Genomic DNA, 14,529 nt, shown 5'->3' on the forward strand with positions numbered 1-14,529 from the left:
TATCCATCAAGTGCCGGTTGGTTGTGCCTCCATCTTGATCGTACAGGACATCCACCAGCCTGCCCCCGAAGAATGCTTTCGTGGGGTGCCACTGACCCTGGAACAAGCGATCATGGGCAGAGGCAAACTCTGCTTTTGGATGGTTCTCGGTACCGCCTGATGAACATGACCCAATGTGTTCGATCAGACTTCCCCTAATCGGGCCAATCCTGCCTCTCGGGCCGATCCGTAGGCATTCGATGATCGTGCCTGTAGGATGTCGATAGTTTTTTGATTCGAAATAGTTGGCAATAATCTTACTCGTAGTTATTATGTGGTGTTCTTTCAAAATTGTAAATGCGAGATACTAAACAGGTTGACTTGTTTGGAATATACGATCCTCATAAACCCCAAACTTGAACAAACTATATCTAATCTTTGCGCCTCGGGTCTATAAATAAGATCATGAAGACTGTCGTGAAGCATATTTGCACTTCCGATCATCGCTGCTAGGGCCTGTTAGGTCTTGAGCCAGTCGAGAGCGGCGGCGAGGCAGAGTATGCCCATGAACGATGAGGCCGTCTTCTCGTAGCGGGTTGCAACAGCCCGCCACTCCTTGAGCCTCGCCCAGAGCCGCTCAACCACGTTGCGATTGTTATAGATCCAGTCTGGGCAGGCGACCGGCGCCTCGTTGGACTTCGCCGGGATTGCGGGTCGGGCGCCCATGCTCCAGACATGCTCGCGAAAGGCATGGCTGGTGTAGCCGCGATCTCCGACCACCCACATGGGTATGCCGGGTAGGCTGTCCAGCAACGGAACCGCTTGCGGCAGCTCGTGCGCCTGACCGGGCGAGATCCGAAAGGCGATGGCGCGTCCGAGAGCGTCGGCGATCACGCAAGCCTTGGTGCCATATCCCCCACGAGACCGGCCAAGTGCTTCACGATCGTCTCGTTGAGCTTGAGAGCCCCTTTTCGGCGAGCTCCGGCCGCCTTCTGATGAGCGCGCACGCTGGTGCCGTCCAGGAACGTCATTCCGAGCTGGATCCCACGTTCCTGCACCAGATTGAGCAGACGCTCCCAGACACCCAGGCGCGCCCAGCGGATGAAGGTCTGGGCCGCCCGCCACCACGGGCCCAGTTCAGCCGGCACAGCACGCCACTTGGCACCATTCTCATGCCGCCAGAGGATGGCCTCAACGGTACGACGCAGATCATTCGGTGGGGTTTTGCCCTTCGGACGGCACTGCTCCACCAAAGGCTCCAGCATCGCCCATTGTGCGTCCGTCAGCATGGCTCCTCCTCGGATCAGGACGAGCAAAACGCCCTCAGACGCAATGAGTTCAAGCGCTAACAGGCCTTACTCCGTATCATGTGAATCCTGCACATGGCGGTACAGTCTCAACATCAGCCGACGCATCCTCACCACCAATCCGCGCCGACTGTTCGCGATCACCTTCACGCCGACCCTCACCTCCCAAGCTGATTTCCGGTCCTGGCGCATTCAGGTGCGCAACGTGCTGGACTACAGGCGTCGAGAATCAAGGTGGTGGCGAGATGTGGGGCTTTGGGGCTGGCTGAACGCTGATGGGCACATAAAAGGGATTGCCAGCCTCGGGGCCATCTTAGAGGATGAATTCCTGCACGCGTTCGGACGCCGATGGCCGACCACATTACGAGCGATCGACGAAAAGGAACTGCGCAACGAGGTCTACTTTTCGGTGCGGCCCAGCATGATCTTCAACGCTGGACCGCACCATGGCCGCTACCAACATCTGAAGCTGGCAATCGAACCCGCTGGAAAGGTTAGGTTGACGAGGGCTCTGACGGAGGAGCGGTGTGCTTTGAACGCTGAGCATGATGCGATGCCGGTGGTGCTGTGAGGGTCTGAAGATGAAAGTCAGTGAAAAGCTGACCTTCGGCTGGCTGCGTCTCTTGGGCTCGGATTTCCAGATAGTCTGTCGCTATAACCTCCACCGGAACAGCACTCTTCGGCGGACGGCCCGGCCCACGAGCGGTGCCGCTGGCAACCTTCGCAGCCCTTTTCCGATCTCGATTTATCTGCATCCGCTCACGATCCTTAGCCTTCCTTCTCTCTTCGCGCTGCTTGAAGGTAAGAGGATCAATCTTCACCGTCTGGGAGACAGTCTTCGACTCGGGGCGCTCCACGTCCATGATCCCTGCCGCCTCCACGGCGACAAGACGAACATCATCGCTGATCCCGCTGGCCACGAGATAATCCTTCAAGCGCTCCGCCTGATCGTCACTGTAAAGGTGGATTTCATAGGTGTCGGAGAAGTGGCCATTCCGTAGTGCGCCTCGGAACACGAACTGGACAATGTCTTCGTCCTCGCGGGCTCGACGAATGTCGTCCTTGGCCAGCCCGAGCGCCTCCAGGATAGCGTCATCGCCCGTCTGGGCCTTGTTGCTGTAGAAGTAAGCGCAGCGGGTATGATGCCGGAGGGTGTTGGTCCCCGCCATCTTAGGCTGGCACTCCACACCGTCAAAGCGGTGTCGGAAGTATGGGCGGATCACATCGTTCCCAGACCAGTAGCCGTCGAAGCCTATGGCCTCAAGGTGCTTGGAGATGGCAACAAGGCACCGGCTGCCCTCGTCGATTCCCCACCATGTCGTCGCTCCAAGATGTCGCGTGTAGTAGTAGATTAGAACCGTGGGTCGTGCGGTCCTCGGTTCCCGCTCGCTGATGTTCATCACCTCGAATGGCGTCGAACCCGGATGAGCCTGTCGAGCCACATGGTACATGAGGCTGTTAAGCATCCCAGCGCCCGCGAAGGTGACTGAGGTGGCGTGCTCTGCCAGACCTGTAGGACTCCAGCATGAGTACCATCTTACTTTCTTCTTCGTGCCCTTGGCCTTCTGCCAGTCAGCGATGTCAACGTAGACGGCCCTCGTCTTACAGAGCGCCGCCTTGTGGAATGCCACCAGGGCTTCAGCCGCATCGCTGATGACTTCGCCGATCGTGGGAAGCTCAACATCATCGCGGGGCACCACAAGGTACCATGACCCACCGACATTTACCGGGACAAGCCGGTATAGGTCGGCCATAGTCCTCCAGCCATTTCCGGCTTTGAACACGCCCGAGAGCATGCCGCCCTCGGGAACTTCGTCGGTCGCGGTGTTCCAGCCCTTTAACAGGGTGGGATCAAGTCCGAGCAGACCCTCATGGGTGACGATCACGATCGAATGCTCCGAAGAAGAATGATCCCGAAGAGCCGTTTCGATGCGGCGTCCAACCTTGCCGCGTTTGTTGGTTTGGTCGGAATGGATGGGTTCAATCGCGACTGAAACACGCCGACCGAGAACCTTTGAAGCCAAGGCAGCGGCCTGCTCATCGATCAGGGCAGTACGAGGGAGCGCCAGCACCCAACGCCCTAACGAAGAAAGCATCGTATCATGCAAGTATTCGGTTTTCCCGCAACCGGGCGGGCCAATAACTACGTTAATCAAAGTAAGACCTTCAACAATAACACCATGAAAGTTGCGTTCGCAGCGTGTCTAATAAAGAGAAGTGCGAACGTGATTTCTTGATACATCGTTGAGATTTCAAAAGTCGATATTTATCTACAGACGACGAGGGCGGCATGGCGAACCCGCTTGCGGGTGAGTGATGGCGTCCTCGGCACGACGGGGTGCGCCAGCGCCCCTCGTCCAATTCTCTCTGGGATTGAGGTGACCTCCGGTCAGTGCTTAAATCGTATCTGGATGGATATCGGGGATATGACGCCGCTCGCGCCTCGCGCTGAAGCGCTCGGGCGCGATCCTCGTGCCGCTTCGACCTCTGACGCGACGCAGCGCTGCCGCGCTGATCCCGCCACAGGCCGAGCGGCGGTTTGAAGATACCAAGGTGTCGAGATCAATTAAGCAGCCGAATTTCGGCTCCTGAAATCCACCTCTTCGCTTGCGAAGAAGGAAGAACGTGATCGGCTCGCCGCAGGCGGCCAGACACGCAGCGAACGCAAATTGCTGAATGAACGGCCTTGCAAGCGGCGATGGCTCGTCACCCTCATCGAGCCACGCCGAACCGGAATTTTAGGCTGCGGCTGGACATGGATTGCCCCGGCCACCACCTTCGTTTGTTTGTAAGTTGTATTCCTCGAACCAGTTGCGCCTACGTGTTCTGGCCAGTCTTCTGCTCATTCGGTTGACCAGTTGTCTGTGGGGTGGCTCCGGTAGTCTGTGGGGACTTCGTGACCCCTGTCGGGCTCGTCGGGGTGATCGAGCTTGAGGCAGCAGAGGTCCCAGTTGTTGAGGCCGGGCCGCTGGCAGCAGGCTTTTCAGGACCGCCTGACTGGTCGCCCAAGTTGGTGACTTTCTCGCTCATGCCCTGGACGGTACTCCGCACCGTCTCAGCAACTTGTTCGGCAGCGTCAGCGACGTTATCGGCCCACTCGTCCACGGGGAGATCGCGGATCGTGCGCGGAAGCTCGGTCAGGGACTGGACAGCCTGCTTCCGCCCCTTTGTGATATAGGTGTAGAGGGCATACCCGGCGAGAGCCACGGCCCCCACGCTCAACAGGGGTTTCGAGGCCATCGTGGCTCGGACGCCGGTCGCCGTGGTGCGGAGCACATAGAGCGGGGCGGAGGTGTGGATCAGCCGCTCAACCATTGGAAGACGGTCAGGGGTGGTGTGGACGTGGATATCAAACTGATTATCGGCACGCCGGGTGACCTTGATATTGTTGCGCGAAAAACCACTCTGGGTGAGGCGGTGAATGGTCTGATCGACTGCCTTTTGGTTTGGCAGAATAGACCATGCTGCGGTCTTAGAATGGGGCATTGGAAACCTCCCGTTGAAGTCAACGAAGAATCACCAGATGACCAGGAAGGTTCCGGTCGAGTTGGTGACATCTTAGAGGTAGACAATCGGCTGGAAGTTTGTGCTTTCTTCTTCAACAATCCCGGAAATCATCTTCCAAGAGCCATTAGCGCGCCCGGCCCCGATCAGCAATCGCAGCCCGCTAATCGATCAGCAAACCCTAATCATCTTCAATCCAGCGATTACCAAAACCGCTTTGAATGCCTTGAGGATGATTGGCGTGGCGAGTTTGATCCCGAGCGTTGTCCCGATCACCGCACCGAGAAAGGCAGTCTCAAGCAAGAGCGGCAGATCGGACGGAAGGGAGCCAACGCTGGTGAGGTTGCCAAGGAGACCGGCGATCGAGTTCACGAGGATGAAGACGGCGGCAACACCAAATGCAGTCTTCGTCTCCGACCATCCCACGAACAGCAATAACAGCGACAGGAAGATGCCACCGCCAATTCCCGTAAGCCCTGAGAGGAAGCCGATTCCGTCCCCGCCTGAAATGTCGAGCAGGATCGGCGGGTCACGCCATTCCTCGGTGTTCAGCGGCTTTGGCCACAGGAGCCGGGTGGCGGCAATCAGAAGGACAACACCGACGAGTGGCCAGTAGATGTGGCTGGGTAGCTAAATCGATCCTCCAACGAAGGCCATCGGGATTGCACCGATGATGAATGGCCACAATGTCCGCCAACGGAAGAACCCCGCCTTCGTGAAGCGCCAAGAAGCGAACGCGGCGACGATATTCAGGACGACGGCATCTTCCGAGCCGTTGGCGTTACTTCAGCACTCGTCCACGACCCGAGAATCGTTAAAAGACGACGCCGCGATTACAGTCATGATCTCCGATTGGTTCCACACTCAAGCTGAAACTTCAGACTCGAATTATGGGCATGGCAGCGGAGCAAAACTGAATGCCGCCGATGCTTTGCTGAAAAGCCCCAACTGCCTCGAAGATTGTGCTGAAAGGCGCTGGCTTCTCAATCCACGGCATACCCTTGAACACGGGAGGAGCGGCTTGTTGGCTGAGACCCGAGTAGACTACGAAAGGAATGCCACGCCGCCAAAGCTCGCGGGCCAGATCGGAGCAGAGTCCATCTTTGAGAAGGGCATCGATTACCGCCGCTTCCGGTGAGTTACCCTTGAGCCATTCCAAGGCCGCCGCACATGTGGAAAACGGTCCAGCCACATTGTAGCCAACATCTCGGAAATCATCTTCGAGGTTCAGCCCGATCACCGCGTCATCTTCTGCAAGAAAAATCATCCGGTGGCCCCCTTCTGATTATCGAAGACTTGTTAAGGCTGAGCTTTGCTCTTTGATCAGGAAAGGACAAGGGAAGCTAACGGGATATTAGGGGCTATACGCTCAACATTCGATGAAATCAGTCCGACATACCTATGAAAATCTGACCGATATTTCAGAATGGATTGATTAACTTTCTCGCCAAATCCAAGGTCCTCGATCCTGCCAAACTGTGGTGCATGACATGCCACTGCGTCACATCATCAAGAACTGCAAATAGCTCAGCAATCTTGGCAAGGAAAATAAACCATTTCTTTTGTGGGCACTGAAAGTGCGGCTGTTTGAACGGCATCGCGATTGATGAGTTTACCCCTCCGTAGGCTCGGAGGGTCGTACCCATGGCCGTGAAGTACGTCTTGATCCTTATCCTCAGCAGCGCAAATCCTGCCGAACACCATATCGCACAGGCGTGGGACAAGCTGTTTCCAAGCTATGACGACTGCTTGAAGCACGCCTCCGCCGTTGAGATGCAGAGTGCGACCCTGAAGGATTGCAAGACGGTTGAGGTTCCAGGTGAGGGACCACGGAAGGAAGACGTTGTGCTCACGCCAGAAGCGAGCGTGCTTGAGGAACCTGACCAAACTGGCACCTCGACACAGCCTCTTATAGAATGACAAGGCCACCACGCTCGGTGGCTGTCATTCACTTGTGGCCTATAGTGAAAGTGTCAAGAAGACGATGCTGCGTTCGGCTGGAAGCTTGGAACGTCTGATCGGCGAGTTTCTCAAACCCACATCGTCGTTAGCCTATGGGCCGCAAGTGATATGCTTTGCTGCATACCTCAGAGCGCAAACTCGTGGGGTGGTGGCCCCTTGTCAGGATCATGACGCAGAAAGAAGGGGGTTAACCCCCCCTTCCTCAGTCCTTCTTGAAGGCGTCTTTGATGGAATCCTTGATGCCGCCGATGGTGTTCTGAATCTTGCCCTCAGCTTGATCCGCCTTTCCTTCTGTCTGCATCTTGGAATCGCCAGTCACATTGCCGACTCCTTCCTTGAGTTTACCACCGATGTTCTTGGCGGAACCGTCAACACGATCTTTGTCAACCATAGCTCTCTCCTTGGCTATCGGTTTAACGTGCGGTGGAGTTGAGCCGTTCCTGCGACGTAAGGCATCGACGAACGCTGAGGAGTGCAGGCTTTCTGTTGCTCGTCAGAAGCAGAGCATATCCATTGGGATTAGTATCACAATGAGATGCTTGTTTTACCCTCCTTACCGGCCATCCTTAATCTGCTGAACAACGACGCTTTGTTCTGCGTACAGGGATAGGCGGGTAAATGTCTGGCGAGGCCGCTAATGACCGCAGGGAGTATGTGACTGTTCTGATCTGCAAGAACCCCTTGCTTTCCATGGGGCTCGAACTTCTCTTAGCAGATACCCGCTTTGCCGTATCCGAGATCGGGTCTGATGAACCTCGGCCTCAGCGGCCTCGACTTCAGATACAGCCTGATCTGTTCATTGTAGATGGCAGTTCCTCCTCAGAGGAATTGCTTACCAGCATCAAGCTTCTGAAGGCGCAGCACCCCAACGCAAAGCTCGTCGTTGTTGCCGATAAATTCGACATCAGCTTTGCTCGGCTCGGGATTGAAGCGGGAGCCGATGGCTTCTGTCTAACCACGAGCGACCGTGAAGTTCTGATCAAATCGCTTGAGTTGGTGATGACCGGCGAGAAGATTGTGCCGGGGGCGCTGGTCCTCTCAATGCTGAGCGAGATGACCTCGAACGCTAAGCCGGATCAGGACAGCGCCACGGCAGCGCCATTGCGGCATGATGCGGGGATACACAGACTCTCTCCCCGAGAGGCCGAGATACTGCGCAGCCTGATGCGCGGTGAGCCTAACAAGGTCATCGCCAAAAGGCTTGACGTTACTGAGGCGACGGTCAAGGTTCACGTGAAAGCAATCTTGCGCAAGGTAGGCGCTGCCAATCGAACCCAAGCCGCCCTTTGGGCGACAGAGCATTTGACGACGAAAGGCGGTAAGCCTTAGTGCGGGTAACTCAAGATCAGTCCTACACGCTCCTTGCTCCGTATTAAGGTAAGAGTAGCCCTCATTCGTCCTCTGCTTCACAACGAGCCTCAAGTCGGGACCGCACCCACGCGACCGAGACACCCTCCTCAGCATGGAACTGTCGATCGCCCACCATCCTTGACGGAGCCCGCCGTCAGATCGTTGGAGCAACATAGTTCAACAGGATGAGTTCGCGTCGTTCATTCTGAGTTCGACGGTACCGCTTGTTAGACCTGACCGAGTAATTGAGGTCGTACGCAATCTGCTGCCATCCGGTCCGCATCCTGCGCAGCGTATTGCTGGCATTGTACGTGACCATGGTAGGTGCCTGACCGCCCTCGACACTCCTTCGGAATGTCTGATGATCAAAGCCGGTGTGTGCACGTCCCCGATTGCCATACAGCCCCTGACCGCCGATGTCGTATGGTGGGTCCATAAAGAGGATCGGCGCAGACCCTGACCAAGGCTCCTGGAGCACATCGCGATAATCAAGGTTAGTGATCTGCCACCGCTCCATCAGAGGCGTATAACCGGCAAGTCGATCGATGTGCTGCATCGTCCAGCGAACCTCCGACGCCTCGGGAGAAAATGAACCGCTCTGCGTTAGACCGCTAAAGGAACAGCGGTTCGTGACGTAGAACGCGATTGCCTGGGTCAGTTCCTCAACATTCGGCTCATCTATCTCGTGTCGCAGACGGTGAAAAAGCTCACGGGCCGCATCCTCCGTAGCGGACCTCTCCTTCAGGTCCTTGAGGACCTCGACCATTTCGCGTGACCGAACCGGGTCCCGTAGCACCCTCCAGAATGACACGAGCGGCTGATAAAGGTCGTTGACCCAAATTGACGCCTTCGGGAACCGTATGCTCATAAAGATAGCGACCGCAGCACCTCCGGCGAATGGCTCTCGATATTCGTCAATGTGCTGAGGGAAATGGTAGGCGATGCTTTTGAGCGCCTTGGACTTTCCTCCAGGATATCTCAGCGGGCTTGTGGTGCGGGCCGCGATGGGGGTGCTGCTGGGCGTCAACTCATTAGGACGCAATGACACCCGCACCTTGAGAACGGACATGACCGCCACGAGCGTCTGGAGGTTCCCTCGACCCCGCTCAACCTGAGCAACCGATGGGCGGGTTAGCCCAGTCAGCTTGCACAGATGCTCCTGTGAAAGCCGCGCTGACTTACGCCGCTCTGCAAGCCACAGACCAAGATTAACATTGTTGCCTTGTCCAGCGAACCGGTGCTCTAAGACAGCAAGAGCAGCAAGCAACGGTGCAACCGTGCCTTCGTCCACACTCCAGATTTGCTATCGTGGCGAGATTCAAACCGGCACGCTCTGCGAGGGACTCTTGTGTCAGCTTCCGGGAACGCCGAGCGGCGCGAAGCTCCCGCCCAAGCAAAAATGTCGCATGCTGCATTTATAGTATTTTCGTTTGCAGAATTGGGTCCTGTCTTGGAGCCGACCGGGTGGGTTCCCGCGCAGAGGAACGGAGGACCCATACATAACCGATTAGCGGTCGGCAGGCCAGCGATTTTGATCCGCAGCCGACTCGCAGTATCCTTCAACGATGGAGCAAATTGACCGTGCGGCGATCTTTCTGAACCTGTGCCTTCGCAATCAGGTACGCCGCGAGGCATCGCTCCCTTTGCTCGATCTCAAAACCGAATACAGCCTTGCGATCGCAGTAGCGGAAGCTGCGCAACGACGGGCGATCCGTCAACAGTACGAGCCGCAGGTGCGCGCTGAAATCCTCGCCGAAATGAGAGAGCGGTACGGACCTGACTGGGGAAACTGTTGGTCAGGTCGCCTCGCGCTGGGTGCACTTATGGACAAGGTGTTTCGTGAACGGTACGGGCTTTGACACTCACCAGATGCCGAGAGAGCATCACGAATGGCTGCTCTGGGTTCAACAGAGAAGCTGGTGGCGGCCATCACCGACACTGCGGCTGGATTGTGATAAAACCATAATGGTGGTCGAACCCGTCACTCCATGAGCGGAGAACCTCATGATCTTCATCATCACTGGCGAGCGCGAAAACGAGCCGGTTTCCACCACCGCAAGAACGCCAGTTGCGGCCCTCCAGCAGTCCCGAAGGTTGGCCGACGAGGGCGTGCGGAACGTGTTGATCGACGCGGATGGACAGGAGTTCGCACCTGCTGACTTCAACCGGCTCTTCGTTCAACCCGCACCGACTGGAAGGTAGTAGGACAAAGGTCTTGCTTCCGAGCAAATCACTTGCACTCAGGTCCGATGTCCCTCCGCGCCAGAACTCTCAGGCTCCAGAAGGTCAATCAGCCTCGCCACTGTAACAACCCCCTCCGGCAGGGCTCCCTCGACGTGCTCATGCTCCCATGTGATCTCATAGGGCACGTGGACTGCCCTGCCACCGATCTCAATCACCAGTAGGATGTCGGAACGAACGGAGTTGCCGACCATCGGAAATCCATCGGCGACTACACCATAGCGGTCGAGGAGCCGCTGGTAGGTGACCTGATCCTTCTCTGAGACGATCTCGATCGCATGGAAGAACGGCACGAGCCCGGAACGAGCGATCTTGCTCTCCTGGTCGAACAGGTCGCCTTTGGTGATCAGCCATAACTCATGATCCCGCGCTCGGAGGGTTTCCAGCGCCTCACGTGCGCCCTCGATCAACTCGACCGGGTGCTCCAGCATGGTCCGCCCATAGTCGAGAATAGTCTGGATGTCCTCGGCTGGGATGCGCTTTTCCGTTACCGCGATCGCGGTTTCCCCCAGCGACAGAACAAAGCCTTTGATGCCGTAACCGTAGGTCGTGATGTTCTTGCGCTCTGTTTCCAGAAGACGAGCGTTTAGGATGTGGGTGGGAATGTCTACGTGGCGGGAGATCAGTGACCGGAACCGGCCCTGTGTCATCGAGAATAGGGTCTCGTTGTGCCATAGGGTATTGTCACCGTCGAAGGCGATCACGCGCGGCAGGTCCATCGCAGCGGCTCCTAATCGCAGTCTCTACCTCCAGGCCGAGTCTACGTGGGTCCAGACAGGAACGTTGCAAGGGCTCAATGGGAGGGGCGTCCCTGCCGATATCAGCCAGCGCAAACCGCCTACTCACCCCTGTACGCTCCGTGATGACAGCCACCTGTTCTAATTTACCTCAAGCTGGTCCGGCTCCATCCTCCCGGTCCAGAGGTGAAGTAGAACAGCAATCCGCCAACGATCGCGAGGCGTTCGTATAGCTCTACGCTCTGCTGAGGACGAAGGAGCATGTTCAACCCAGTTTGCCCATAGCTCATCCAGAGACTGGCACCTGTGAAGCCGATGAGCGCCAAAGCTGTCCAACGCGGCCACAGCCCGATGAGCAAGGCCAATGGTCCAAGAAACTCGGCAGCCACCATGATGCCTGCGATCACAGTCGGGTAAGGCATCCCCTTGGCCGCAAGAGATGACGCGAAGGTCGAGAAAGCCATGAGCTTGTTGAAGCCGGACGGCAGGAACAGAGCCGCCACAAGCAGGCGTCCGAAAAACAAGGCACAATCTTCGCTGCGGTTCAACACAAGCGTCCTCCCGATCCTGAAGTCGCGACGGGTTCATGGGCTTGACCCGCTCCGTCGCAGTCACCAGAAAATCACAGTCCGGTTAGAAGACGGTTACGAGCAAGATCGAAGGTAACATCATCTCGTTGAGGTTGGTGGCACAAGTACCCTCACGCCACCGGACACCTGCCTCGGTTTACTTCATACCGGCGGGCTCATATGCTGGGCAGTGCTTTTTCAGGATAATATTCAGGCTTTCCCGTTTATGCCAGTACCTACGCCCGAGAGCGGCCTCCCGTCATGGACGGAGGCTGACCGTCTCGCTGCTTTGAGGAGCTTCCACGTTCTCGACACCGAGCCGGAAGCAGCCTTCGACGAGATTACCGCCTCAGCCGCCCATATCTGCAATGCCCCCATGGCGCTCGTGTCCCTGGTGGATGATATCAGGCACTGGTTCAAGGCCGAGGTGGGGCTTGGAGGACGGGAAATCCCGCGCAGCATCGGCATCTGCGGTCATACTATTCTGCAATCCGGTGTCTTTGTCGTTTCCGATACGGCGAAGGACCCGCGCTTTGCCGACAACCCGCTCGTCACTGGCAAACCTCATCTGCGTTTCTATGCGGGTGCGCCGCTGGTCACCGATGACGGATTGCCGCTCGGGACCCTCTGTGTTCTCGACCAGAAGCCGCGCCCAGAGGGACTGACGCCTGAACAGTCAACGGCATTGCTTGATCTTGCGCGCGCGGTGATGGCCCAACTCAAGGTCAGGCGAGCCGAAAAGGCTCACGAGGAGAACGAGGCGCGGCTCAAGCGCATCATCGATGCTGTGCCCCACATCGTGTGGTCAGCCCTTCCTGATGGCCACAATGATTTCCACAATCAGCGTTGGTACGAGTTCTCAGGTCTGCCATTAGGGTCAGCCATAGGAGATCAATGGAGCAACGCCGTCCACCCTGACGATCAAGATCGGACCTGGACCAGATGGCAGCACTCCCTCGCAACAGGCGAACCATATGAGGTTGAGTACCGTCTGCGCCACCACTCGGGCGAATACCGCTGGACCTTGGTACGGGCGGTTCCCCTGCGCAATGAACAGGGCGCTATCGAGCGCTGGCTCGGCACCTGTACTGATATCCACGAGGCCAAGCAGACGGAAGTTGCACTGGCCGAAAGCGAGGAGCGCTACCGGGCTTTGATCCAGGCCAGCACCGCCATGGTCTGGCGAGCGGCACCCGATGGTTCAATCCTCGAAGGCTGGGGCTGGAAGGAGTTCGCTGCGCAAGCGCCCGAGGGGTACGAAGGTCGCGGGTGGATCGATGCCCTCCATCCTGATGACCGCGAGCGGGCCGTTGCTGTCTGGAAGGACATGCGGGAGCAAGACCAATCCGGCGCGGTGGAGTACCGTGTTCTGACCAAGGAGGGCGAGTATCGCTGGGTTCTGGCGCGTGGTGTGCCGCTGAAGGCCGATGACGGCTTTGTTCGGGAGTGGGTTGGTACGATCACCGACATTCATGAGGAAAAGCAGGCTGAGGAGCGTCTCTGGTATCTGGCAAATCACGATCCGCTCACAGAACTGCCGAACCGCACCTTGTTCCAGGCTCGTCTGAGTAAAGCTCTTGCCGAGGCGAAGCAAAGCAGAACAATGGCCTGTCTTCTGCTCATCGATCTGGATGACTTCAAGGACGTAAACGACTCGTTCGGCCATGATGCAGGCGACGCCCTGCTGAAGGAAACAGCGCGACGGTTATCCAAGATGGTCACAGCCTGTGGCACGGCGGCGAGACTCGGCGGCGACGAGTTCGCGGTTCTGCTCACAGATCCGTCTCTCCTTAAGCAAGGCATGGTGTTTGCCGAAAGCCTGATCAAGAGCCTCAACCAACCGGTGTTCTCCTATGCGGGCCAAAGCATCGCCACAAGGGCAAGCATTGGCATGGCGGTGTACCCGGACCATGCCGCCGAGCCTGCGGAGTTGATGAAGGATGCGGACATCGCCCTCTACCGATCCAAGGCTGCGGGACGCAATCGCGTGACGCTATATGCCCCGGAGATGCGAGCCGTCGCCACGCAACGGATCGCGCTCAGGCGTGAGATGCGGGAAGCGCTCTCGCGGGATCAGATCGTCCCCCACTATCAGCCGCAGATATGCCTCGCTACGGGTGCCATCGTTGGCTTTGAGGCACTCGCTCGCTGGCAGCACCCGACCCAAGGTCTTCTGACACCCGGCACCTTCGGAGCGGTTTTCGATGACGTTGAGCTTGCCGCCCTGGTGGGTCAGCGTCTGATTGGCACAATCGCGGCAGATCTGCGCAAGTGGCTGGCCAGTGGCTTCAGCGTTGGGCGGGTCGCAGTCAACCTGTCGCATGCAGAGATCACCCAGCCCGGCTTCGCCGAGGAGTTTCTGCGCGTTTTCAAGATCGCGCAGGTTCCGGTTGAGTTTGTTGAGGTTGAAATTACCGAGAAGGTGCTGCTGGACGGGCACTTTGAGGCAGTCTCGTCCGCTCTCACAACCTTCCGCAACCAAGGCATCAGGATCGCACTGGATGACTTCGGAACGGGGTTTGCATCCCTCACCCACCTCAAGCGTTTCCCGGTGGATCACATCAAGATCGATCGCAGTTTTGTGCAGGACCTTGAGCAAGACCCTGACGATGAGGCCATTGTCGCGGCGCTGATCGGCTTGGGCAGGAGCCTCAACCTTATGGTCACAGCGGAAGGAGTGGAGACGACCGGCCAAGCCCAGCGGTTGCTGGCGATGGGGTGCCAATATGCGCAAGGGTACTACTTTGTGCAGCCCACGGCGGGCATCGAGGTGCCAAACCTGATTTCAAGACGGAAGGAACTTATACCAAGTCCCTGAAGGTCTGACTCGTTCGTGATTTCCCGGGCTGGAGTGGGTGTGATTCAGTTTGGTGAACCAGG

At 57.4% G+C, this 14,529-nt stretch carries 16 protein-coding genes; 6 read left to right on the plus strand and 10 right to left on the minus strand.

All coding sequences use genetic code 11. From position 1 onward, the window contains the following. Positions 1-498: 498 nt before the first annotated feature. Positions 499-1,268, minus strand: a protein-coding gene (locus JKG68_RS23040) for an IS5 family transposase (RefSeq protein ID WP_202063687.1) whose coding sequence is annotated in 2 segments (ribosomal slippage) — positions 499-947 and positions 947-1,268 — 771 coding nt in all. Because the reading frame shifts where the segments join, the coding sequence is not laid out codon by codon here. Between the two features lie 43 nt (positions 1,269-1,311). Between JKG68_RS23040 and JKG68_RS23045 the strand changes: the two genes are divergently transcribed. Continuing rightward, positions 1,312-1,857, plus strand: coding sequence for a hypothetical protein (locus JKG68_RS23045; RefSeq protein WP_202063688.1), 546 nt, complete (start codon positions 1,312-1,314; stop codon positions 1,855-1,857). On the opposite strand, the gene JKG68_RS23050 is transcribed toward JKG68_RS23045, so the two are convergent. The 4 genes from JKG68_RS23050 to JKG68_RS23065 form a co-directional block, all read right to left on the minus strand. After that, entirely contained in the window at positions 1,781-3,172 is a 1,392-nt protein-coding gene (locus JKG68_RS23050) for a hypothetical protein (protein ID WP_202063689.1), read from the minus strand. The two genes, JKG68_RS23045 and JKG68_RS23050, sit on opposite strands and share 77 nt — an antisense overlap. A 931-nt stretch (positions 3,173-4,103) precedes the next feature. Then, complete coding sequence (locus JKG68_RS23055; protein ID WP_202063690.1) at positions 4,104-4,601, minus strand: hypothetical protein; 498 nt, start codon at positions 4,599-4,601, stop codon at positions 4,104-4,106. A 360-nt stretch (positions 4,602-4,961) separates the two neighbouring features. Then, complete coding sequence (locus JKG68_RS34815) at positions 4,962-5,408, minus strand: sulfite exporter TauE/SafE family protein (RefSeq protein ID WP_202063703.1); 447 nt, start codon at positions 5,406-5,408, stop codon at positions 4,962-4,964. Positions 5,409-5,667: 259 nt separating this feature from the next. Then, positions 5,668-6,057: a response regulator gene (locus JKG68_RS23065; RefSeq protein ID WP_202063691.1), complete on the minus strand. Its 390-nt coding sequence runs from the start codon at positions 6,055-6,057 to the stop codon at positions 5,668-5,670. Between the two features lie 377 nt (positions 6,058-6,434). Here JKG68_RS23065 and JKG68_RS23070 point away from each other — a divergent pair, with 377 nt between their 5' ends. Beyond that, entirely contained in the window at positions 6,435-6,710 is a 276-nt protein-coding gene (locus JKG68_RS23070; RefSeq protein WP_202063692.1) for a hypothetical protein, read from the plus strand. A 244-nt stretch (positions 6,711-6,954) separates the two neighbouring features. Here JKG68_RS23070 and JKG68_RS23075 read toward each other — a convergent pair whose 3' ends face one another. Then, complete coding sequence (locus JKG68_RS23075) at positions 6,955-7,143, minus strand: CsbD family protein (RefSeq protein ID WP_202063693.1); 189 nt, start codon at positions 7,141-7,143, stop codon at positions 6,955-6,957. Positions 7,144-7,370: 227 nt separating this feature from the next. Between JKG68_RS23075 and JKG68_RS23080 the strand changes: the two genes are divergently transcribed. Further along, complete coding sequence (locus tag JKG68_RS23080) at positions 7,371-8,081, plus strand: response regulator transcription factor (protein ID WP_202063694.1); 711 nt, start codon at positions 7,371-7,373, stop codon at positions 8,079-8,081. A 175-nt stretch (positions 8,082-8,256) separates the two neighbouring features. On the opposite strand, the gene JKG68_RS23085 is transcribed toward JKG68_RS23080, so the two are convergent. Both JKG68_RS23085 and JKG68_RS34820 read right to left on the minus strand, forming a co-directional pair. Beyond that, entirely contained in the window at positions 8,257-9,393 is a 1,137-nt protein-coding gene (locus JKG68_RS23085; protein ID WP_202063695.1) for a DNA adenine methylase, read from the minus strand. Beyond that, positions 9,311-9,517 carry a helix-turn-helix domain-containing protein gene (locus JKG68_RS34820; protein ID WP_202063696.1) on the minus strand — a complete coding sequence of 69 codons (207 nt, stop codon included), beginning with the start codon at positions 9,515-9,517 and terminating at the stop codon, positions 9,311-9,313. Before JKG68_RS34820 ends, JKG68_RS23085 begins: the two co-directional genes overlap by 83 nt. A gap of 150 nt (positions 9,518-9,667) precedes the next feature. Here JKG68_RS34820 and JKG68_RS23095 point away from each other — a divergent pair, with 150 nt between their 5' ends. Together JKG68_RS23095 and JKG68_RS23100 are read left to right on the plus strand one after the other, a co-directional pair. Continuing rightward, entirely contained in the window at positions 9,668-9,961 is a 294-nt protein-coding gene (locus tag JKG68_RS23095) for a hypothetical protein (protein WP_202063697.1), read from the plus strand. A gap of 145 nt (positions 9,962-10,106) precedes the next feature. Further along, positions 10,107-10,304 carry a hypothetical protein gene (locus JKG68_RS23100; RefSeq protein ID WP_202063698.1) on the plus strand — a complete coding sequence of 66 codons (198 nt, stop codon included), beginning with the start codon at positions 10,107-10,109 and terminating at the stop codon, positions 10,302-10,304. A 38-nt stretch (positions 10,305-10,342) separates the two neighbouring features. Here the strand turns inward: JKG68_RS23100 and JKG68_RS23105 are convergent, their stop codons facing one another. Together JKG68_RS23105 and JKG68_RS23110 are read right to left on the minus strand one after the other, a co-directional pair. Beyond that, positions 10,343-11,062 carry an HAD family hydrolase gene (locus JKG68_RS23105; protein WP_202063699.1) on the minus strand — a complete coding sequence of 240 codons (720 nt, stop codon included), beginning with the start codon at positions 11,060-11,062 and terminating at the stop codon, positions 10,343-10,345. A 164-nt stretch (positions 11,063-11,226) separates the two neighbouring features. Beyond that, positions 11,227-11,604 carry a DoxX family protein gene (locus JKG68_RS23110; protein ID WP_210346429.1) on the minus strand — a complete coding sequence of 126 codons (378 nt, stop codon included), beginning with the start codon at positions 11,602-11,604 and terminating at the stop codon, positions 11,227-11,229. A gap of 271 nt (positions 11,605-11,875) precedes the next feature. On the opposite strand from JKG68_RS23110, the gene JKG68_RS23115 reads away from it, so the two are divergent. Continuing rightward, positions 11,876-14,467: a sensor domain-containing phosphodiesterase gene (locus tag JKG68_RS23115; protein ID WP_202063701.1), complete on the plus strand. Its 2,592-nt coding sequence runs from the start codon at positions 11,876-11,878 to the stop codon at positions 14,465-14,467. The last annotated feature ends 62 nt before the right edge of the window (positions 14,468-14,529 follow it).

Origin of the sequence: Microvirga aerilata, from assembly GCF_016743775.1 — a bacterium.
Classification (GTDB): domain Bacteria; phylum Pseudomonadota; class Alphaproteobacteria; order Rhizobiales; family Beijerinckiaceae; genus Microvirga; species Microvirga aerilata.